Source organism: Streptomyces sp. NPDC007872 (assembly GCF_042868165.1).
Taxonomy (GTDB): Bacteria; Actinomycetota; Actinomycetes; order Streptomycetales; family Streptomycetaceae; genus Streptomyces.
Genome location: NZ_JBIAEA010000005.1, coordinates 341549 through 361647 on the forward strand (window position 1 = coordinate 341549; position 20099 = coordinate 361647).

The 20099-nt window shown below is 71.1% G+C and carries 16 protein-coding genes; 6 read left to right on the plus strand and 10 right to left on the minus strand.

What is annotated here, in order from left to right; translation table 11 throughout:
• Positions 1-196: 196 nt before the first annotated feature.
• Entirely contained in the window at positions 197-2026 is a 1830-nt protein-coding gene (locus tag ACFYNX_RS20160) for an acyl-CoA dehydrogenase (RefSeq protein ID WP_388662955.1), read from the minus strand.
• 260 nt (positions 2027-2286) lie between these two features.
• On the opposite strand from ACFYNX_RS20160, the gene ACFYNX_RS20165 reads away from it, so the two are divergent.
• The gene (locus tag ACFYNX_RS20165) at positions 2287-2787 is read left to right on the plus strand and encodes an SseB family protein (protein ID WP_388662957.1); all 501 of its coding nucleotides are present in this window, start codon (positions 2287-2289) and stop codon (positions 2785-2787) included.
• 71 nt (positions 2788-2858) lie between these two features.
• Here the strand turns inward: ACFYNX_RS20165 and gcvH are convergent, their stop codons facing one another.
• Positions 2859-3257 (minus strand): glycine cleavage system protein GcvH, encoded by a 399-nt coding sequence (gcvH, locus tag ACFYNX_RS20170; RefSeq protein ID WP_365539722.1) that lies wholly within the window; start codon positions 3255-3257, stop codon positions 2859-2861.
• A 212-nt stretch (positions 3258-3469) separates the two neighbouring features.
• On the opposite strand from gcvH, the gene ACFYNX_RS20175 reads away from it, so the two are divergent.
• Both ACFYNX_RS20175 and ACFYNX_RS20180 read left to right on the plus strand, forming a co-directional pair.
• The gene (locus tag ACFYNX_RS20175) at positions 3470-4432 is read left to right on the plus strand and encodes a pirin family protein (protein WP_365539721.1); all 963 of its coding nucleotides are present in this window, start codon (positions 3470-3472) and stop codon (positions 4430-4432) included.
• Positions 4433-4659: 227 nt separating this feature from the next.
• Complete coding sequence (locus tag ACFYNX_RS20180) at positions 4660-5772, plus strand: AI-2E family transporter (protein ID WP_388662960.1); 1113 nt, start codon at positions 4660-4662, stop codon at positions 5770-5772.
• Between the two features lie 3 nt (positions 5773-5775).
• Here ACFYNX_RS20180 and ACFYNX_RS20185 read toward each other — a convergent pair whose 3' ends face one another.
• Complete coding sequence (locus ACFYNX_RS20185; protein ID WP_365539719.1) at positions 5776-7896, minus strand: SpoIIE family protein phosphatase; 2121 nt, start codon at positions 7894-7896, stop codon at positions 5776-5778.
• Positions 7897-8033: 137 nt separating this feature from the next.
• Between ACFYNX_RS20185 and aspS the strand changes: the two genes are divergently transcribed.
• Positions 8034-9851: an aspartate--tRNA ligase gene (gene aspS / locus ACFYNX_RS20190; protein ID WP_365539718.1), complete on the plus strand. Its 1818-nt coding sequence runs from the start codon at positions 8034-8036 to the stop codon at positions 9849-9851.
• A gap of 61 nt (positions 9852-9912) precedes the next feature.
• Here aspS and ACFYNX_RS20195 read toward each other — a convergent pair whose 3' ends face one another.
• The 7 genes from ACFYNX_RS20195 to ACFYNX_RS20225 form a co-directional block, all read right to left on the minus strand.
• On the minus strand, positions 9913-10245 hold the full coding sequence (locus ACFYNX_RS20195; protein WP_388662962.1) for a hypothetical protein: 333 nt from the start codon (positions 10243-10245) through the stop codon (positions 9913-9915).
• The gene (locus tag ACFYNX_RS20200; RefSeq protein WP_388662964.1) at positions 10229-14953 is read right to left on the minus strand and encodes a putative T7SS-secreted protein; all 4725 of its coding nucleotides are present in this window, start codon (positions 14951-14953) and stop codon (positions 10229-10231) included. The genes ACFYNX_RS20195 and ACFYNX_RS20200 overlap by 17 nt, the downstream gene beginning before the upstream one ends.
• Positions 14953-15600, minus strand: a complete 648-nt coding sequence (locus tag ACFYNX_RS20205) for a hypothetical protein (RefSeq protein ID WP_388662966.1) — start codon at positions 15598-15600, stop codon at positions 14953-14955. The genes ACFYNX_RS20200 and ACFYNX_RS20205 overlap by 1 nt, the downstream gene beginning before the upstream one ends.
• Positions 15597-16151, minus strand: a complete 555-nt coding sequence (locus ACFYNX_RS20210) for an SseB family protein (RefSeq protein WP_388662968.1) — start codon at positions 16149-16151, stop codon at positions 15597-15599. Before ACFYNX_RS20210 ends, ACFYNX_RS20205 begins: the two co-directional genes overlap by 4 nt.
• 243 nt (positions 16152-16394) lie before the next feature.
• Entirely contained in the window at positions 16395-17315 is a 921-nt protein-coding gene (locus ACFYNX_RS20215; protein ID WP_388662970.1) for a hypothetical protein, read from the minus strand.
• A 33-nt stretch (positions 17316-17348) separates the two neighbouring features.
• Positions 17349-18197 carry a helix-turn-helix domain-containing protein gene (locus ACFYNX_RS20220; protein ID WP_388662972.1) on the minus strand — a complete coding sequence of 283 codons (849 nt, stop codon included), beginning with the start codon at positions 18195-18197 and terminating at the stop codon, positions 17349-17351.
• A gap of 146 nt (positions 18198-18343) precedes the next feature.
• Positions 18344-18895: an ATP-binding protein gene (locus ACFYNX_RS20225; protein ID WP_388662974.1), complete on the minus strand. Its 552-nt coding sequence runs from the start codon at positions 18893-18895 to the stop codon at positions 18344-18346.
• 155 nt (positions 18896-19050) lie between these two features.
• On the opposite strand from ACFYNX_RS20225, the gene ACFYNX_RS20230 reads away from it, so the two are divergent.
• A complete protein-coding gene (locus tag ACFYNX_RS20230) occupies positions 19051-19893 on the plus strand; it encodes a helix-turn-helix domain-containing protein (protein WP_388662976.1) in 843 nt (280 codons plus the stop codon).
• Complete coding sequence (locus ACFYNX_RS20235; RefSeq protein WP_388662978.1) at positions 19890-20099, plus strand: DUF397 domain-containing protein; 210 nt, start codon at positions 19890-19892, stop codon at positions 20097-20099. Before ACFYNX_RS20230 ends, ACFYNX_RS20235 begins: the two co-directional genes overlap by 4 nt.

Here is a 20099-nt window from a genome sequence, read left to right on the forward strand (position 1 = left end):
GCCCGGGGAGGCGGATGCGCCCGGGAGGGCGGAACGGCCGGGAGGCGGATGCGCCCGGAAGGGCGGAGGGCGCGGAAGGCGGAGGGCCGCGAACGGCGGAGAAGTCCGGGAAGGCGGAACGGCCCGCCCCCCTCCCCGGGGACGAGCCGTTCCTTGTATGGACGAGAAGTGCTCTCGGCCGCTGCGAGCAGCGGTCCTAGAACGCGGCCTCGTCCAGGTCCATCAGCGAGCCCTCGACGGACTCGGCGAGCGCGCGCTCGGTGGAGACGCCCGGCAGGACGTTGGCGGCGAAGAACTTCGCGGCCGCGATCTTGCCCTGGTAGAAGGCGACATCCTTGCCGGAGGCGCCGGCGGCCAGCTTCTCGGCGGCGACGGCCGCGCCCCGCAGGAGCAGGTAGCCGACGACCACGTCGCCGGAGGCGAGCAGCAGGCGGGTGGTGTTGAGGCCGACCTTGTAGATGTTCTTGACGTCCTCGCCGGTGGCGGTGAGGTCGGTGATCATCGTGCCGACGATGGCCTCCAGGTCGACGGCCGCCTTGGCGAGCGCGTCGCGGGCGCCGGCCAGCTCCTCGCCGCCGGTGCCGACCGCGAGGAACTTCTTGATCTCCTCGGACAGCGTGTTCAGGGCCGCGCCCTGGTCGCGCACGATCTTCCGGAAGAAGAAGTCCTGGCCCTGGATGGCCGTGGTGCCCTCGTAGAGGGTGTCGATCTTGGCGTCCCGGATGTACTGCTCGATCGGGTACTCCTGGAGGAAGCCGGAGCCGCCGAAGGTCTGGAGCGACTGCGCGAGCTGCTCGTAGCCCTTCTCGGAGCCGTAGCCCTTCACGATCGGGAGCAGCAGGTCGTTGAGGCCGTGCAGCGCCTTGGCGTCCTCGCCGGCCGCCTCCTTGACCGCGATCTCGTCCTGCACGGAGGCCGTGTAGAGGACGAGGGAGCGCATGCCCTCGGCGTACGCCTTCTGCGTCATCAGCGAGCGGCGGACGTCGGGGTGGTGCGTGATGGTGACCTTGGGCGCGGCCTTGTCCATGAAGTTGGCCAGGTCGGTGCCCTGGACGCGCTCCTTGGCGTACTCCAGGGCGTTGAGGTAGCCCGTGGAGAGGGTGGAGATCGCCTTCGTGCCGACCATCATGCGGGCGAACTCGATGATGAGGAACATCTGGCGGATGCCGTCGTGCTTGTCGCCGATCAGCCAGCCCTTGGCGGGGTGCCTGTCGCCGAAGGTCATCTCGCACGTGTTGGAGGCCTTGAGGCCCATCTTGTGCTCGACGTTGGTGGCGTACACGCCGTTGCGGGCGCCCAGCTCGCCGGTCTCCCAGTCGAACTCGTACTTGGGGACGAGGAAGAGGCTCAGGCCCTTGGTGCCGGGGCCGGCGCCCTCGGGGCGGGCGAGGACGTAGTGGAGGATGTTCTCCTCCATGTCGTGCTCACCGGAGGTGATGAAGCGCTTGACGCCCTCGATGTGCCAGGAGCCGTCCTCCTGCTGGACCGCCTTGGTGCGGCCGGCGCCGACGTCCGAGCCCGCGTCGGGCTCGGTGAGGACCATGGTGGAGCCCCAGCGCTTCTCGACGGCGATCCGCGCGACCTTCTTCTGCGCCTCGTTGCCCTCGTTGTGGAGGATGCCGGCGAAGGCCGGGCCGGAGGAGTACATCCAGACGGCCGGGTTCGAGCCGAGCAGCAGTTCCGCGTAGGCCCAGATCAGGGAGCGCGGGGAGACGGTGCCGCCGATCTCCTCCGGGATGCCCAGGCGCCAGTACTCGGACTCCATGAAGGCGTCGTACGACTTCTTGAAGGAGGCCGGGACCGGCGCGGTGTTGGTCTCCGGGTCGAAGACCGGCGGGTTGCGGTCGGCGTCGGCGAAGGACTCCGCGAGCTCGTTCTCGGCGAGGCGGCGGATCTCGTCGAGGATGCTCTTGGCGGTCTCGACGTCCATCTCCTCGAACGGACCGGTGCCGTACACCTTGTCGCGGCCGAGGACCTCGAAGAGGTTGAACTCGATGTCGCGGAGATTCGACTTGTAGTGCCCCATGGCGACGGCTCCGTAAGGCTCGGGGAGGGAGGTTCCTCGTACACGTACCAGTGAGTAGCAAAACGCTCTCCACGATGATGCTACCCGTGGGTAATAAGGGCAACCCCTGACGGGCATCTGTGACGAGACTCGCCTTCATCCCGTGCCTCCCGCACCTCGTGCGCCCCACGCGTCACACGCCTCCGCGGCCACCGGCGGGCGTACCCACGGGTAAGGGGCACGGGCCCCGGCGGCCCCCCGCCGCTCGCTAGGCTGGGGCCATGTACGGATACGGCCAGCACGCGGACGGTAGTGCCGCCCAGCAGCAGTACATCCCGCCCCAGCAGGGCGGGATGCAGGCCGGTGCGCCGGGCGGCGTGCAGGGCGGTTACGGGCAGCAGGCCCCGCTCTACCCGGAGCCCTCGCCGCCCTCCCTCGCGGACGCCGTGCGCGCCTTCACCACCGGCACCCTGGCCGCCGAGGACTTCCAGCAGATCTTCGCCACCTCGAAGGTCTACTGCCCGCGCGGCGACAACCCCGGCTTCCTGGCCCTGCACAACACCCAGCAGCCGGTCATCCCCATGTTCACCTCGCTCAAGGAGCTGCGGCGGTACGCGGGCAAGGAGTCGAAGTACTTCGTGATCACCGGCGCCGAGGTGATCGACCTGCTGCCGACCGGCTACGGCTTCGTCCTCGACATGGAGGGCGACCACCGCATGGTCTTCGACGCGAAGGCCGTGGAGCAGATGGTCGACTTCGCGATGCGGCGGATGTACGGCTGACGCGGGCGGGACCGGACGGGCCCGGCGCCCCCTTCCGGGGGCGCCGGGCCCGTTCGCGCGCGTACCGGGGCCTATTCGGAGGCGTCCTCGGCGACGTACTCCTCGTACTGCGCGGCGCTGAGCAGCCCGTCGAGGGCGCCCGCGTCGTCGGGCTCGAGCTCGAAGAGCCAGCCGTCGCCGTACGGGTCGTTGTTGACCCACTCGGAGTCGGAGTCGAGGTCGCCGTTCACGGCGGTCACCCGGCCGGTGAGCGGCGCGTACAGCTCGGAGACCGCCTTGACCGACTCCAGGGTGCCGGCCGGATCCCCCGCCTCCACCCGGTCGCCCACCTTCGGGTTCTCCACGAACACGATGTCCCCGAGCTGCTTCTGCGCGAAGTCGGTGATGCCGACGCGTACGCGGCCGTCGCCCCGCCTCTCCACCCACTCGTGTTCCTTCGTGTACTTCAGGTGCTCGGGCGTGGACGACATGCGGGCTCCTCGGGCCGTCGGGGCGCCGGGCGGGGCGCCCGGCGGAGCCAGCGTGCCCGAGCGGCCGGGGGAGCGGAGGGCTCCCTCACCCGTACGGATGAACGACTTCAGGACAGCCGGGGAATTCCTCCCCGCCGGGCCGCGTTCCGGGTGGCAGAAAGTTCAGCGTTCAACTAAAGTGGACGTGCAAGGTCGCCCAAGGAGGTCCCGCCATGCCCGCCGTGACTGTCGAGAACCCGCTCACCCTGCCGCGCGTCGCCGCCCCCGCCGACGCCCCGGCCCGCCCCGTGCTCGCCGTGACCACGGCCCCCTCCGGCTTCGAGGGAGAGGGCTTCCCGGTCCGCCGGGCCTTCGCGGGGATCAACCACCAGTACCTCGACCCGTTCATCATGATGGACCAGATGGGTGAGGTGGAGTACGCGCCCGGAGAGCCCAAGGGCACGCCCTGGCACCCCCACCGCGGCTTCGAGACCGTCACCTACATCATCGACGGCACCTTCGACCACCAGGACTCCCAGGGTGGTGGCGGCACCATCACCAACGGCGACACCCAGTGGATGACCGCCGGCGCCGGCCTCCTGCACATCGAGGCCCCGCCGGAGTCCCTCGTCGTCAGCGGCGGCCTCTTCCACGGCCTCCAGCTCTGGGTGAACCTGCCGGCCGCCGACAAGATGATGGCCCCCCGCTACCAGGACATCCGCGGCGGCCAGGTCCAGCTCCTCACCTCCCCCGACGGCGGCGCGCTGCTCCGCGTCATCGCGGGCGAGCTCGACGGCCACGAGGGCCCCGGCATCACCCACACCCCGATCACGATGATCCACGCCACCCTGCGCCCCGGCGCCGGGATCAGCCTGCCCTGGCGGGAGGACTTCAACGGCCTCGCGTACGTGCTCGCGGGCCGCGGCACCGTCGGCGCCGAGCGGCGGCCGGTCCACACCGGCCAGACCGCCGTCTTCGGCAAGGGCGGCGCCCTGACCGTCCGCGCCGACGAGAAGCAGGACGGCAACACCCCGGACCTGGAGGTCGTCCTCCTCGGCGGGCGCCCGATCCGCGAGCCCATGGCCCACTACGGCCCGTTCGTCATGAACACCCAGGCCGAACTGCGCCAGGCCTTCGAGGACTTCCAGGCGGGCCGCCTCGGCACGGTCCCGGCGGTCCACGGGATGGGCGAGTAACGACGCCGGGGGTACGGGGCCGGGGCGCGCGCTCCGGCCCCGTACGCGTACCCGGTCCCGCGCCGGGTCCCGTACCCGTACCCGGTCCTGAGCCGGCCCCGTACCCGTACCCGGGCTTGCGCCGGCCCCGTACCCGGTCCGCACCCGCGACCGTCCGCTGACGCCCCGTCACCCGTACGGACCGTCAGCGCGCGACGGCGTGCCGGGCGGCGTGGTCCGGTGGTCGGGTGCAGACGCCCACCGCCCGACCGCTCCTCCCCGAAGCCGCCCGCCGGGTCGCCGCCTGGTGCGTCGTCCTGCTGCTCGTCGCCGGGGTCGCCGCCGTCGGCATCCGGCTCTGCGTCGTCCTCAAGACGGCCGTCACGCCCGTCCTGCTCGCGATCCTCGGCACCGCCCTCCTCGGCCCCCTCTACCGGCGCCTGCTGCGGATGAAGGTCCGGAAGTCCCTCGCCGCCGGGCTCACCGTCCTCGCCGTCCTCGCGGTCGTCGGCGGCGCCACGTACATCGTCGTCGCCGCCCTCATCGACACCGGCGACCAGATCGTCGCCTCGCTCCGGCAGGCCGCCGAGGACATCGCGAAGCACTTCGGCGCGGCCGGGACCTCCCTCGACGACCTCAGCAGGAACGCCGGGGACCTCCTCAGGAAGTTCGGCGGCACCGCCGCCTCCGGGGTGATCTCCGGCATCAGCGTCGTCGGGGAGCTGATCGCCACCGCCGTCCTCGCGCTGCTCCTGATCTTCTTCTTCCTGCGCGACTCCGACCGGGCCGCCGGGGCCCTGCGCTCCCTCGTGCCCCGCACGACCGGCGACACCGTCGAGGCCATGGCCCGCCGCGCCTTCGAGGCCGTCGAGGGCTTCATGCGCGGCACGACGTTCATCGCCCTCGTCGACGCGACCCTCATCGGCACCGGACTGCTCGTGCTGCGCGTGCCGGGGGCGGTCGGGCTCGCGGCGCTCGTCTTCGTCACCGCGTACATCCCCTACCTCGGCGCCTTCCTCTCCGGCGCGGTCGCGGTCCTCGTCGCCCTCGCGGACCGGGGCTTCGTCATCGCCCTGTGGGCGCTCGGGGTCGTCCTCGCCGTCCAGGTCATCGAGGGGCACCTGCTCCAGCCCGTGGTGCAGAGCAGGACCGTCCACATGCACCCGGCCGCCGTCATGCTCGCGATCACGGCCGGCGCCTCCGTCGCGGGCATCCTCGGCATGCTCCTCGCCGTCCCCCTGACGGCCGCGGCGACGGGGGTGCTGGGGGAGCTGCGGAGCCGGTACGGGTCGGGGGACGGCCGCCCCGACGCACCCCACGGGCCCGACGCCCCCGACGCGCCATACGGGCCCGGGAGCTAGGTCCTACCCGCAGCAGCCCTCCGTCGTCCCCGGCTCGTTCAGCTCGAACCAGATCGACTTGCCCTCGCCGCGCGGGTCGACCCCCCACGCGTGCGCCAGCATCTCCATCAGGACCAGGCCGCGCCCGCTGGACGCCATCTCGCCCGGCCGGCGCCGGTGCGGCAGCTCGTCGCTGGTGTCGGAGACCTCCACGCGCAGCCGCCGGGACGTCCCGTCGCAGGCGACCTCCGCGACCAGGAGCGCGTCGCCGTCCGTGTGGACGAGGACGTTGGTGACCATCTCGGAGACCATCAGGACCGCCGAGTCGAGCTGGTCCTCGTCCGCCCAGTCGTGCAGGAGCTGCCGCACCTGCTCCCGCGCCTCCGCGATCCGCTCCGGCTCCGCCTGGGCGATCGTCATCAGGGTGCGGCGCGGGGCCTCCCGTACGGTCCCGGCGGGGCGGCGGGAGAGCAGCAGGACGGCGATGTCGTCCTCGCGCCGGTCCGCGAGCGGGCCCGTGGTGTGGTGCGAGCCGGGTCCGTGGACGGCCTCCACGAGGATGTCGGCGAGCTCCTCCAGGTCCTCGCCGTCGTGGGACTCCAGGAGCTTCCTGACCCGCTCCCAGCCGGTGTCCAGGTCGTGCCCGCCGGTCTCCAGGAGCCCGTCGGTGCAGATCATCAGGGTCTCGCCGGGGTCGAGCGCGATCCGGGTGGTGGGGTAGTCGGTGTCGGGTTCGACGCCGAGGGGCAGGCCGCCGGCCGTGGGCCGCAGCAGCACCGTCCCGTCGTTCGTCCGCACCGCCGGGTCGGGGTGCCCCGCCCGCGCGATGTCCACCGTCCCCGTCTCCAGGTCGACCTCCAGGTACAGGCAGGTCGCGAACCGCGGCCCGTGCTCGTCCTCCCCGTCGTCACCGTCCGTGATCCCGTACAGGAAGCGCGAGGCCCGGGAGAGGACCGCGTCCGGCCGGTGCCCCTCCGAGGCGTACGCGCGCAGGGCGATCCTGAGCTGTCCCATCAGGCCGGCCGCCCGCACGTCGTGCCCCTGCACGTCCCCGATGACCAGGGCGATCCGGCCCGCGCCGCCCCCGTCGGGGCGCGAGGCGCCGCCGGGCAGCCGGATCATGTCGTACCAGTCGCCGCCGACCTGGAGCCCGCCGCCGGTCGGCACGTACCGCGCGGCCACCCGCAGGCCCGGGATCCCCGGCCCCAGGACCGGCATCATCGTCCGCTGGAGGCCGAGGGACAGCTCGCGCTCCGACTCGGCCACGCCCGCGCGTGCGAGGGCCTGCGCCAGCATCCGCGCCACCGTCGTCAGCACCGAGCGCTCGTCGGGCGTGAAGGCCACCGGGTGCTTGAAGGCCGCCATCCAGGCGCCCAGCGTGCGCCCGGCGACGACCAGCGGCACGAAGGCCCACGAGCGGCGCCCGAAGCGCTGGGCGAGCGGCCAGGTCACGGGGAAGCGGCGCAGGTACTCCTCGGGCGACGGCAGGTAGATCGCCCGGCCCGTGCGGACCACCTCGGCCGCCGGGTAGTCGGTGTCGAGCGCCATCGACGCGAAGGGCCCCTCGTCGTCGTGGCTCTGCCCGTGGTGCCCGATGATCGTCAGCCGGTCGCCCGCGACCCCGAAGACGGCGAGCCCGTCCGGCGAGAAGCCCGGCATGGACAGGGAGGCGGCCACCCGCAGCACCTCGGCCGTCGACCGCGCCTCGGCGAGCGCCCGGCCCGCGTCGAGCAGGAAGGCCTCCCGGGAGCGGCGCCAGTCACCGGTGACCGGGGTGCGGACGGCGGTGCCCGGCGCCGGCTCGGCGACCTCCTGGAGGGTGCCGACGAGCTGGTGGTCGTTCCCCTCGACCAGCGGCCTGGACCGGCTCCGTACGGTACGGATCACCCGCCCGTGCTCGTCCATGATCCGCAGCCGGGACTCGGCGAGGGTGCCCTCGGCGACGGCGAGGTTCACCACCCCGTCGATCTCGTTCCAGTCGACCGGATGGAAACGGGAGCGTACGGCCGCCTCGCTGAGCCGCACGCGCTCGGCGGGCAGCCCGAGCAGCCGGGCCGCCTCGGCGTCGAGCGAGACGGTCCCGGACGCGTTGTCCCAGCGCCACAGGCCGGTCGCGATCGCGGCCAGGACGTCCTCGGTGCGCATTGCCCCACTTTATGAATACCGGACCGCGGGCCGCCACCGACGGTGTCCGGGGAGCGATCCCGGCCCGGCCGGTAGGCTGGGAAACCTTGACACCGTCAAGCCCTTCACCATCGATCCCGAAGACTGGATGAACGACGATGCATCGGTACAGGTCCCACACCTGCGGCGAGCTCCGCGCCTCTGACGTCGGCACCGACGTCCGGCTGAGCGGCTGGCTGCACAATCGGCGCGACCTGGGCGGCATCCTCTTCATCGATCTGCGCGACCACTACGGCATCACGCAGCTCGTCGCCCGGCCCGGCACCGCCGCGTACGAGGCGCTCGACAAGCTGACCAAGGAGTCCGTCGTCCGCGTCGACGGCAAGGTCGTCTCGCGCGGCGCGGAGAACGTCAACGCCGAGCTGCCCACCGGCGAGGTCGAGGTCGAGGTCGCGGAGGTCGAGATCCTGGGCGCCGCCCAGCAGATCCCCTTCACCATCAACGCCGACGACGGCGTCAACGAGGAGCGGCGCCTGGAGTACCGCTTCCTCGACCTGCGCCGCGAGCGCATGCACCGCAACATCATGCTGCGCTCGGCCGTCATCGCCGCCATCCGCTCCAAGATGGTGGCCCTCGGCTTCAACGAGATGGCGACCCCGATCCTCACCGCGACCTCCCCCGAGGGCGCCCGCGACTTCGTCGTCCCGTCCCGTCTGAACCCGGGCAAGTTCTACGCGCTGCCGCAGGCCCCGCAGCAGTTCAAGCAGCTCCTGATGATCTCGGGCTTCGACCGCTACTTCCAGATCGCGCCCTGCTTCCGCGACGAGGACGCCCGCGCCGACCGCTCGCCGGGCGAGTTCTACCAGCTCGACGTCGAGATGAGCTTCGTCGAGCAGGAGGACGTCTTCCAGCCGATCGAGAAGCTCATGACGGAGCTCTTCGAGGAGTTCGGCGGCGGCCGCCACGTCACCTCGCCGTTCCCGCGGATCCCGTTCCGCGAGTCGATGCTGAAGTACGGCAACGACAAGCCGGACCTGCGCACCTCGCTCGAACTGGTCGACCTCACCGACGTGTTCGCGCACTCCGAGTTCAAGGCGTTCGCCGGCAAGCACGTGCGCGCGCTCGCCGTCCCGGACACCGGCGACCAGCCGCGCAAGTTCTTCGACGGCCTCGGCGACTACGCGATCTCGCTCGGCGCGAAGGGCCTGGCCTGGATCCGCGTCGGCGAGGGCGGCGCCCTCACCGGCCCCATCGCCAAGTTCCTCACCGAGGAGAACGTCAAGGTCCTCACCGAGCGCCTGGGCCTGGAGCCCGGCCACGCCGTCTTCTTCGGCGCCGGCGAGTTCGACGAGGTCTCCAAGATCATGGGCCCGGTCCGGGTCGAGGCCGCCAAGCGCGCCGGGCAGTTCGAGGAGAACGTCTTCCGCTTCGCGTGGATCGTGGACTTCCCGATGTACGAGAAGGACGAGGAGACCGGCAAGATCGACTTCTCGCACAACCCGTTCTCGATGCCGCAGGGCGGCCTGGAGGCCCTGGAGACCCAGGACCCGCTGGACGTCCTCGGCTGGCAGTACGACATCGTCTGCAACGGCATCGAGCTCTCCTCCGGCGCGATCCGGAACCACGAGCCCGACATCATGTTCAAGGCCTTCGAGATCGCGGGCTACTCCCGCGAGACCGTCGAGACCGAGTTCGCGGGCATGCTCCGCGCCTTCCAGTTCGGCGCCCCGCCGCACGGCGGCATCGCCCCGGGCGTGGACCGCATCGTCATGCTCCTCGCGGACGAGCCCAACATCCGCGAGACCATCGCCTTCCCCCTCAACGGTAACGCCCAGGACCTCATGATGGGCGCCCCCACGGAACTGGAGGAGGCCCGCCTGCGCGAGCTGAACATCCAGCTCCGCAAGCCGGTGGAGCCGAAGGTGACGGAGGGCCGCCCGGTGACGGAGTCGGTGCATCCGGACGCGGCGCGGTAAGCGGTAGGTCGTACTGACGAGGGGCCCGGAACCGTGGGTACGGTTCCGGGCCCTATGGATCTCAACTGAAGTCGTCATCCGGAATGGCGTCGGAGTATCCGAGAGATTTCTCTTCAAGCGACACCAGTATCGATCCCTCGCTCAGCCCGGCGAGCGGACGGCCCGACAGGTGCACTCGTGCGTTGTGCGGAGGATCGAAGAATTCGACCCTCCTGTTATACCGATCAATTCGTTCCAGAGTGTACCGCTGAGGTGGTCTGTCTGATTCTTCCCCTTGCGCAACAAAAATCTGTCCGACCCGTGCAACGCCGCCGATGCAGCGAACGACGCAGATGCCACCGTCGGCGTTCTCCTGCTCGATAGAGTAAATCTGCAGCTTACTGGTTTCCGGCATGTCGGTACGACTCCTGGATGAATCTGGCTATCTGCTCGGCGGTCAGTTTAGGCACGTCGAACCTGAGAGCATCACTGATGTCCCCGTAGTTTTTAATCTTTGGGACGTGTACACCCATCTCGGCAAGTATGTCTCTGGCGGTATTGGAAGGGATCGTCGCTCCGGCGCGTCCGGCTAGTTCGGCTGCTGGTAGGCCTACCGCAACTTCTGCCTCTGGTGGAATGAAACCGCGTTCTGTGGGAATCCCCTCCAATGCGCTTCTCGGTATGAGGTGCACCACTGCATCTCCGTATTGCTCCGAGTGTCGGGCGAATACCGTTGCCACCCCAGGATCGGTTGACGTAGGAGTGAAACCTGATGCTGCCGTGCCGTCGCTCGCGCCGAATCCTGTGGTCGTACCGCGAAAGAGGTGTTCCTCGGGGGGACATCCGTCAGGCGCGAGCCCCAGCGGGTCGCCCCACGTGTGTGGGTTGTGGACGTACGTGGCCGGGTTCGGGGCCGGGGCGAGGCCCAGAGGGTCCGTGGAGAGATAGCGGGCGCTTTCCGGGTCGTAATACCGGAAGTAGTTGTAGTGGAGCCCCGACTCCGGGTCGAAGTACTGGCCCGGGAAGCGGAGCGGGGTGTACGTCGTGGCGTCTCGGGTCCAGGTGGTCGTGCCCCAGAGGGTGGAGCGGGTGCGCCAGGCCAGGGCGCCGGACTCGTCGACGAGTTCGGTCGGGGTGCCGATCAGGTCGGTGACGACGGCGAAGAAGCGCTCGTCGTCCGTGTCCGTGCGGCGTTCCGTCTGGGACAGGGGCCGCAGCCCCGCGTGGTCCCAGGTCAGGACGACGTTCTCGGTCGTCTGCTCGCAGAGGGTCGTGCCGTCCCACGTGAAGTGGACCGTCTCGGAAGGGGACCGCTTGGATATGCGGCGGCCCAGCGGGTCGTACGCGTAGCTCCAGACCGTGCCGTCCGGCGTCGTCACCGACCTCAGCCGGTCCTCCGCGTCCCACGCGTACCGCCAGGTGTCGGGCTTCCGCGACAGGCGGGCCTTCCGGCGCAGGACGATCCGGCCCTGCTCGTCGTGCTCGTAGCGGACCGCCCCCGCCCGGGTGATCCGCGTGCCCTCGTACGCGCGCGGACCCGTCGCCGAGTGGGCCGGGTGCCCGGACGGCCACTCCGCCTCCGTCTGGTTGCCGGCCTCGTCGTACGCGTACCGCTCCGTCCACCGGTCCGCCCGCACCGCCGTGACCCGCCCGGCCCCGTCGAGGTCGAAGCGGCGCGTCCCCGAGAGGCCGTCCGTGACGGCGACCAGGCCGCCGTCCGCGCGGTAGTCGTACGCGCGGTGCTGGAGACGGCCGCCGCCCCGGACCGACGTGACCTCCTGCGCCGTCAGCCGGCCCATCACGTCGTACGACGACGTCAGCGACACGAAGTCCGCGACCGAGCGCTCCACCTCCCGCCCCAACGCGTCGAAGGAGAAGGACAGTTCGCGCCCAGACGCGGTGAGGCTCGTCCTGCGTCCCGCCGCGTCGTACGCCCACGTGCTGACCGAACCGCCCGGCGTCGTCCTCCCCACCCGCCGACCCGCCCCGTCGTACGCGTACGACAGCGTCCGCCCGTTGACCGTCTCCGACACCAGCCGGCCGTAACGGTCCCGCAGACGTTCCAGCCGCGCGTCCGGGTTCGTCGCCACGGCCAGCTCGTCGAAGACGTCGTACTCGTACGTGCTGACCGCGCCCTCGGCGTCCTTGCGGACGATCCGGCCGAGCGCGTCCCGCTCGAACCGGACCGTCTGGCCGAGGCCGTTCGTCCGCGCCACCAGCCGGCCCGCCGCGTCGTACGCGTACCCCAGAACCCGCCCGTCGAAGTCCGTCTCGGACAGGGTCCGGCCCGCCGGATCGTAGGCGTAGTCCCAGGTCAGACCCTGCGGGTTCGTCACCCGCGTCAGCCGCAGGTCCGTGTCGTGCGTGAACGCGTACCGCACCCCGTCCGGGTCCGTGCGGGAGGTCAGCAGGTCGAAGTCGGTGTACGTGAAGCGGGTCGTGCCGCCCCTCGCGTCCGTGTGGCTCAGGCAGTTGCCCTCGCCGTCGTACGTCCAGGACTCCACCGTCCCGTCGGGCGCGACGCGCCGGGACGGCAGGCCCTCCACCGTCCACTCCAGGCGTGTGACCGCGCCGAGGGGATCGGTGACCCGGACCGTGCGCCCGAAGGCGTCGTGCTCGTACCGGGTCGTGGCCCCCAGCGGGTCGGTGACCTCGACGGGCAGGCCCCGGACGTCAGGGACGAGCCGGGTGGTGGCGCCGAGCGGATCCGTCACCGAGGTGAGCCGCCCCGCCCCGTCGTACGCGAACTCCGTCCGGGCCCCCGAGGGAGCCGTCACCGACGTGCGGTTGCCGCGTGCGTCGAAGGTCTGGCGCACGGCGTTGCCGTCGGCGCCGACGATCCGCACCGGAAAGCCGTCCTCGTCGTACTCGGCCCGCGCCCGCCGCCCGTCCGGACGCTCCACGGACGTCGGACGGCCCTGCTCGTCGTAGGCGGTGCGGCTGACGTGCCCCAGCGGATCCGTCCGGGACAGCAGGCGGCCCCGGCGGTCGTACGCGAAGCGGGTGGCCGCGCCCAGGGGGTCGATCTCGGCGACGACCTTGGAGCGCTCGTCGACGACGAACCGTTTCGTGTGCCCCTGGCCGTTGGTGAGGGACGTCGTCCTGAGGCCGGTCCCCGGATCGGGGTCCTCCCAGGTGAAGCGGGATTCGACGTGGCCGTTGGTGCCCGTCTGGTAGGTGCAGCGGTCCCGGTCGTCGTAGACGTAGTCGAAGCGGCTGCCGTTGGTGTCGGTCCACGACGTGATGCGGCCGTGCTCGTCGCAGCCGAAGCGCAGGGGCCGCCCGGAGGAGTTGACGACCTCGGTCAGGTGCCCGTCGGTGTAGCCGTAGCGCAGGATCTCCTGGTCGGAGCCGTCCGGCGCCGCGCCTGCGAGGTGGAGGGCGGTCACGCGGCCCTCGTCCGTGGTCAGCCTCAGGTGGTAGCCGCCGTGGTGGACGACCGACGTCGGGGCGCCTGCCCCGTCGTACTCGAAGGCGATCCAGTTGCCGTTGCGGTCGTCGATCTGGACCAGGAGCGCGAGCCCGTCGCCGTGGTCGGCGAAGTGCCGGACCGTGCGGGTGTCGGGGTCGGTGATCGTGTAGCCGTCCCCGACCCGGTCCAGCGGCCATCGCCGGCCGTGCGTGGGCATGACCGGGACCCCGGGAGCGGGGTGCGGGTAGGCGAGGAGGCTGCCCTCGTCGCAACCGAAGACGACGCCCTCCGCGTCGATCTCCAGGCGCTGGTCCACCGTCGACGACCACGTCGGGCCGAACCAGCGACCCGAACGGTGCGAGGAGTCGAAGACGCGCCGGAAGACCAGCGGCAGCGAGCCGGGGAGCGCGATGTCCGTCTGCGGCAGCAGGACGCGGCCGGACGCCATGTCCACCGGGTCGCCGTCGCAGACGTTCTCGCGGCACTTGTTGCTCTGGTTGTCCGGGTCCTTCTCGTGGTCCCCGCGGCTGCTCCCCGGCTTCTCCGGTTCGACGGCGCCGCCCGGCTTCCTCGGCTCGGGCAGGTGCCTGGCCCCGTTCAGGCCGAGCCGTACGCCGCTGCGCGCGAGCCCCGCCCCCTTGGTGCCGATCACCTCCGGCACGAGCCGGCCGAGGAACTCCGACGGGTCGCCCTTCGCCGCGTCCCAGGCGTTCTTCAGGGTCCGGTCGGGGTTCGCCGCCGAGGACACCAGGCCGGCGAGCGTCGTGTTGACGCCCTTGTAGTACTCCGCCGGGTGGGTCAGGTTGTACGAGTCCACCGGGCTCACCGAGCGGACGAAGTTGATCAGCCCGGCCGTTCCCTTGACGATGCCGCCGCCGAAGTGGGCCAGTTCGACGCCCTGGCCCACGCCGTAGTCGAACAGCTCCAGCTCGGCCCGCTCGCGGCCCGTCGGCTCCTTCGGCGCGTGGGCGAGCGCCGCGCGGACCGCCGCCGTCGCCGTCTCCCCGGCCTCGTTGCGGGCCTTGCGCGCGTCGTCCAGGACCTCCCGGGCCCGCTGCCGCTTGGCCTTGCCGGGATCCGAGAACGCCTCGGGGCGGGGCAGCGGACTGTCCCCCTCACGGGCCGCGTTGTAGGCGTCGACCTTCTTGTTGTAGGCGTCGACGGCCTCCTTGGAGTCCTTGTCGCCCTCCTTGTACAGCGCGATCGCCTCGCGGGCCTTGCCCTGCGCGCTCACGACCGCCCTGGAGTACGTCTCCAACGCCTTGGCCGCGTCCTCCATCGCGTCCGCCGCGCGCAGCCAGTCGGTCGGCAGGGCCTGGAACCTCTTCCGGAACGCCTCGGCCGCCTCGCCCTTCCAGTGTCCGGCGTCCAGCTTCCGCATCCCGCCGCCGACCAGGTCGAACGCCTTCTGGAAGTCCCGGAGGTTCTTCACCGCCTCCGCGATCTTCTCCGGCTTGCCGTGGACGAGCTCGTCCGCCTCCTCGCTCTGCCCGAGCTGCTGCTCCCCGACCTGCGCGCCGAGGGAGGAGGCGGTCTCGTCGCCCCAGTCCTCGACCGCGTCCGCCCAGTCGTGCGCCCCCACCTTGTCCAGGGCCTGACCGGTCTTGTCGGTCACGTAGTCGACGCCCTCGCCGACGAGCTCCTTGCCCTTGTCGATGCCGTCACCGACCTTGTCGATGCCCTTGTCGAACAGGCCTCCCCAGTCCGGCATCAGCGGTTCTCCCCCCACCGCGGCTGCTCGGCCTGCTCGACCGTCGCGCTGTCGGGATCGAGGGTGTCCTTGAGCTCCTCGTCCATCGCGTTCCGCAGCCCCGGGTCAAGGGCGCCCGAGCGCTCCATCGAGTCGAGCAGCGCGTCCTCGACGTCGTACGCGGTGTTCTTCCAGGTCTGCTTCACCTCCTGGTGGGCGTCGGTGAACGACTCCTTGCTCCAGTCGGCTCCGTCCCAGGCGTGCTGGTCGCGGACGGTCTCCCAGCTCATCTTCTTGACGTCGTCCTCGGAGAGGTGGGGGTTGCCGTTGACCGAGTTCACCCCGATCTTGAACGAGTCCTTGATGTACCGCTCCTGCTCGGCGAACGAGCCGGCCGACAGACCGACGGCCTGGGCGAAGCCGTTGCCCCGCAGGGTCAGGGCGCGTACGCCCCACTCCCACCGGTCGCAGAAGGTCCCGAACTCCGACGTCAGCCCGCCGTGCCCCAACTCGAGGCCCGAAAGGGCGAGATCGGAGAACCCCCGGCCCACCGACGCCTGACCGGTCATGCCGAGATCCTTCAGCTCGGCGTGCGCCAGGTCGATGCCCTTGGCGATCTCCGCGAGCGCCGCCGTCGGCGCCGCGAGCTCGGGTTCGTTCCCGCTCACTGTTCCCCCGCCCCCCTGTCCGTCTCCCCGAGGTCCACCGCGACCTCGTCCGGCACGATCCCCGCGACCGGCGGGAACAGCGTCCCGTCCGCACTGCCCGCGTCCAGCGCGACCCCGCCCGGGCCGGGCAGCATCGGCACCATCACGTCAAGGAGCCGTGCGCCGAGGATCGTCCGGTACGTCCACGCCCGCCCCGCCTCCCCGCGCGCGACCGCGAACCGCGCCAGCGCCTCCTCGTCCGAGAACGCGCAGATCCACCGCACCCCGTTGAAGTCCGCGGTCCACAGACTCTCCCGCTCGTCGAACGGCACCAGGACGGCGGTGCGCCGGAACTCCCCGAGCAAACGCGCAAACGCGCGCCGGGCCACCGCGATCGTGCCGTCCGGCCCGGCCTGTTCCGAAGCGGCCGGAACCGGCTCCGGTGCCGACGGCGCGAGCGTGGCCGGTGCGGGCGGAACCGGCGTGTCCGCCATCTCCGTCAGCTCTGTCAGTCTCGAAACCCGTCGAGGCTTCGGCACGCCGTCCCCGCTGTCATCCCCGTGGTCCCTCACGCCCGCATGCTGCCATGCGCACGTTCACACGAGCAACGAACAGAAAAACGAGCTTGTCATGTCGGGCGGGCGGCGAAGTGACGGTCCAGGGCGACGTGGAGCCAGCCGCACGGAACCGGCACGCGGATGCGGGGCGTGCGGGAGTTCGTGTCCGGTACGGAGCGACGGCCCCGCCGGGGCGGTCGTGACGGAAGGGTCTGAGGAGGGCGTGCCTCCTCAGACCCTTCCGTCCATCCGACCGGACTACTCCTCCGCGAAGATCTCCTCCGCCGAGGCGGCCGTGACGGCGCGGGCCAGCCAGCCGCGCAGCGTCTCGGGGTCGTCGCAGCCGGTCACACGGGCGCGGACGTCGTCGGACACGTCGAGGCCGCGCTGCTCCAGGACCAGCAGTATGGCGTCGGCGCTCGCCTGGGCGCGTCCTTCGGCCTTGCCCTCGGCCTTGCCTTCGGCTTTGCCCTCGGCCCGGCCTTCGTCCCGGATCTCTTCGGCGAGGTACGACTTGTAGAAGGAGAGGTCCACGGCCACCAGGGTCCTCCAGAGGTCCTGGGCTGGGCGCTTGCTCAGCCCTTGTGCGGTGAATTCGATGATCGGGTCGGCGACGTTCTCGGGAACGTCCCGCAGCGCGGTGGACAGTGCCTTCAGTATGGCACCGATGTCCGGATCACCCGCGTGCGTAACGGCCGACAGGGTGGCCAGCGCCAGGTCCTCGGCGGCCTTGGCCGGGTCGGTGATGACGGGCATGTTGTGCGGGCCCACGACGATCGGCCGGACGCTGAGGGTGGGCATGTAGGCGGGCCCGCTGGAGACCGGCAGACCGGCCCACTCCGCGGTGGCCCGGTCCTGGCAGACCACCAGCAGGACGGTCGGCAGCCCGTACTTCGTCCACAGGTAGGAGACGTAGTAGGCCCAGCTCGCCGGCTTGGACGGGTCCTTCCTGCCCTGTGCCTCGATGGCGAGGAGGAGGGAGCCGTCCTGAGCGCTGTCGAGCCGCAGGAGGGTGTCGACGCGGCGCTCGACCGGCCGCGTCTCGGTGAGGTCGTTCGGTAGGACGACCGCCTCGACGGCGTCCGGGAGGGGGAGGCCCAGCACGTCCCTCAGTCGGCTGAAGAGGTGGAGGTCGTGCCGGAAGATGTGGTGCATCGCTTCGTGCGGTGGGTTGACCATGAAGTTCCTCGGGTGTGGTGTCGCGGAGGACCGTCAGGTGCGGCAGGCGCCGCAGGTGCCGGGTCCGGGAGCGCGGAAGGCGCGGTCGCAGGTGTCGCAGTTCTGGAGGGGGTGCCGGGGGGTCTCTGGGTCCCGGGGGCCGAGCGGGGGCAGGGGCGGGAGCCGGTCGGTCAGGCGGTGGGCCAGGAGGGCGGCCGGGCGGTGCAGGGGTTCCTGGGGCAGGGCGAAGGTCAGGACCCGCTGGACGGCCTCCGGCGTGAGGTCGCGCTCCAGCCAGGCGACGACCCCCGGCGCCAGGTGCTCGGTCTCGGCGGCCGACAGGTGCAGGCGGGGATCCTCGCGCCGCAGGCCGGCGAGGACGCCGAGGGCCGTCTCCAGGAGGTCCGGGGCCGGGTACGCGGGCTGCGGTACGGCGGGCAGGGCCCGGCGCGGGGCCTCCGTACGGCGGGCCGGGGCCCTGCGGACCGCCTCCTCGTCGGCGGCCGACCGCCCCGGGTGGTTGCAGGAGATCGTGCGCGTGACGATCCTCCCGGCCTCGTCCCGCTCCCGCTCGCGGCGCAGGTAGCCGTGGGTCTCCAGCTCGCGCAGCCCGCCGGCGATCCGGCACGCCCCCTCGGGGAAGCGCCTGACGAGGCTCTTGATGTCGACGGGCGCCCCGCCGGGCAGCGACTGGATGTGCACGGCCAGGCCGATGGCCACGAGGGACAGCTCGGCGTGCTGGGAGAGGTGGTTGCCGACCACCGTGAACCGGGTGGTGTGACGGACGTTCTCGTGGATGACGCCACCGGCGCGGACGGACCTCATGCCGAGCTTCACGGGGCGGTTTTGCCTGCCGTTGCGGGACGGGGCGTAGGGGCGCGCGCTAGTGTTCTGGGTACCCATCAGGAAGCCTCTAGTTCCTTGGTGGTCAGGCCCCCGCCTTTGGAATGCCAGTTCCGGCGGGGGCCGACGTATGTCTGCGGGCATATGCCGATCGCGCTGAGGATAGAACCGACAACCCACCCTTCAACCAGCGATTTCGGCGTTATTCACTCCTGAGAGTGAGTGCCCGACGGGGCGGGAAGGGGTGGGGTTCGGTGAGGGTTCTTTCCCTCTCCTCGTTCCTTGGGAAGGCGGCCCGACCCACCGGAGCACGGGTTTCCGTGCTCCGGTCGCGGCGCCAGGTCGAGTTCGGCCCAGACCGTCTTCTGCGGTACGGGGCCCGGCTCGACGCCCCACCGGCCGGCGAGCACCTCCACCAGGAGCAGTCCGCGCCCCGACTCGGCCTCCCGGCATGGTTGTTGCGGCCGGGGGAGTTCGTCGCCCCGGGTGTCCGTCACCTCGATCCGCAGAACCTCCGGCGAGATCCGGAGGGTCAGGCGGAAGTCCCGGCCGGCGACTCGCCCGTGGGTGACGGCGTTCGCCGCGAGTTCCGCGACGACCTGTGCGGCGGCCTCCGTCGTGCCGTACGGCAGCTCGTACTCCCGCAGCCACTCGACGGCGAGCAGCCGGGCGAGCCGGGCGCCGCGCGGCGTCGACGACAGGAGGAGGCCGAAGTCGCGCGTGGGGGAAGGGGATCGGGTGGTGTTCTTCTGGTTCACGTCACCGAGCGTGGCCGCCCGTGGCTACCGTGAACAGTGACTCCACCGGTACGTAGGGTGACTGTCCGGAGCTTGTCCACCGCTGTCCGGTCTGTCCGAAGCCCCGCCACGGGTAGGGGCGACGCGGCCGAACAGGACAGACGGAGGGGTGCGGAATGTCGGTGGAAGAGCCCAGTTGGGAGGTCGACCCGGACGATGACTGGGGTGTCGCCGTCATCGCCACCGTGGGGAGGCAGTTGAGGCTGCGGCGGGAGGCGGTGGGCATGCGGGCCGCCGAGTTCGCCGACGCGGTCGGTTACGGCGAGGACATGGTCTACAAGATCGAGGGCGGGAAGCGGATCCCGCGCTCCGAGTTCCTGGACAGGGCGGACGAGATCCTCGGCGCGAGCGGGCTGCTGTCGGCCATGAAGGACGACGTGGCGAAGGTCCGGTACCCGAAGAAGGTGCGGGACCTGGCCAAGCTGGAGGCTCGGGCGGCCGAGATGCAACTCTACGACCCGCTCAACATCCACGGCCTGCTCCAGACGCCCGAGTATGCGCGCGGGCTGCTTCTGATGCGACGCCCCGCGTACACGCAGGACGAGGTGGAGCGGTACATGGCGGCGCGTGTGGCCCGTAAGGCGGTGTTCGGACGGGACCCTGCGCCGGAGCTGAGTTTCGTACTGGAGGAGTGGACGCTCCGGCGCCCGCTGGGTGGGCGGGAAGCGTTGCGGTACCAACTGGAACACCTCTTGGAGGTGGCCGAGTTGCGGCAGGTGGAGCTTCAGGTGATGCCGATGGCGCGCGAGGAACACGCAGGCCTGGCAGGCGGCATCGAGGTGCTGAAGTTCGAGGACGGGTCGGCCGTCGGACGCTCGCCGGCGGTGGCCAATGGAAGGCCGGTGACCGACCTGCGGCAGCTCCGTATCCTGGAATTGCGCTATGGCATCATCCGGACTCAGGCCCTCACGCCCAGTGAGTCCACCGACGTCATCCAGGGACTGCTAGGAGAGACATGACGCACAACACCTCCACCGGGGATGTCTCTGACCTGGAGTGGTTCAAGAGCAGCTACAGCAGCAGCAGTGAAGGCGACTCCTGCGTCGAGATCGCCGTCACCCCCGCCACCGTCCACGTCCGTGACTCCAAGGTCGCGGACGGTCCGCAGTTCGCGGTCGGGCCCGGCGCGTGGGCCGGGTTCGTGGCGTACGCGACGGGCGGTTGA

Excerpts from the sequence above, each read along its gene's own strand:
- ACFYNX_RS20160 (WP_388662955.1), bottom strand. The coding sequence starts at position 2,026 with ATGGGGCACTACAAGTCGAATCTCCGCGACATCGAGTTCAACCTCTTC.
- ACFYNX_RS20165 (WP_388662957.1), top strand. The coding sequence starts at position 2,287 with ATGTACGGATACGGCCAGCACGCGGACGGTAGTGCCGCCCAGCAGCAG.
- gcvH (WP_365539722.1), bottom strand. The coding sequence starts at position 3,257 with ATGTCGTCCACGCCCGAGCACCTGAAGTACACGAAGGAACACGAGTGG.
- ACFYNX_RS20175 (WP_365539721.1), top strand. The coding sequence starts at position 3,470 with ATGCCCGCCGTGACTGTCGAGAACCCGCTCACCCTGCCGCGCGTCGCC.
- ACFYNX_RS20185 (WP_365539719.1), bottom strand. The coding sequence starts at position 7,896 with ATGCGCACCGAGGACGTCCTGGCCGCGATCGCGACCGGCCTGTGGCGC.
- aspS (WP_365539718.1), top strand. The coding sequence starts at position 8,034 with ATGCATCGGTACAGGTCCCACACCTGCGGCGAGCTCCGCGCCTCTGAC.
- ACFYNX_RS20195 (WP_388662962.1), bottom strand. The coding sequence starts at position 10,245 with ATGCCGGAAACCAGTAAGCTGCAGATTTACTCTATCGAGCAGGAGAAC.
- ACFYNX_RS20200 (WP_388662964.1), bottom strand. The coding sequence starts at position 14,953 with ATGCCGGACTGGGGAGGCCTGTTCGACAAGGGCATCGACAAGGTCGGT.
- ACFYNX_RS20215 (WP_388662970.1), bottom strand. The coding sequence starts at position 17,315 with ATGGTCAACCCACCGCACGAAGCGATGCACCACATCTTCCGGCACGAC.
- ACFYNX_RS20220 (WP_388662972.1), bottom strand. The coding sequence starts at position 18,197 with ATGGGTACCCAGAACACTAGCGCGCGCCCCTACGCCCCGTCCCGCAAC.
- ACFYNX_RS20230 (WP_388662976.1), top strand. The coding sequence starts at position 19,051 with ATGTCGGTGGAAGAGCCCAGTTGGGAGGTCGACCCGGACGATGACTGG.
- ACFYNX_RS20235 (WP_388662978.1), top strand. The coding sequence starts at position 19,890 with ATGACGCACAACACCTCCACCGGGGATGTCTCTGACCTGGAGTGGTTC.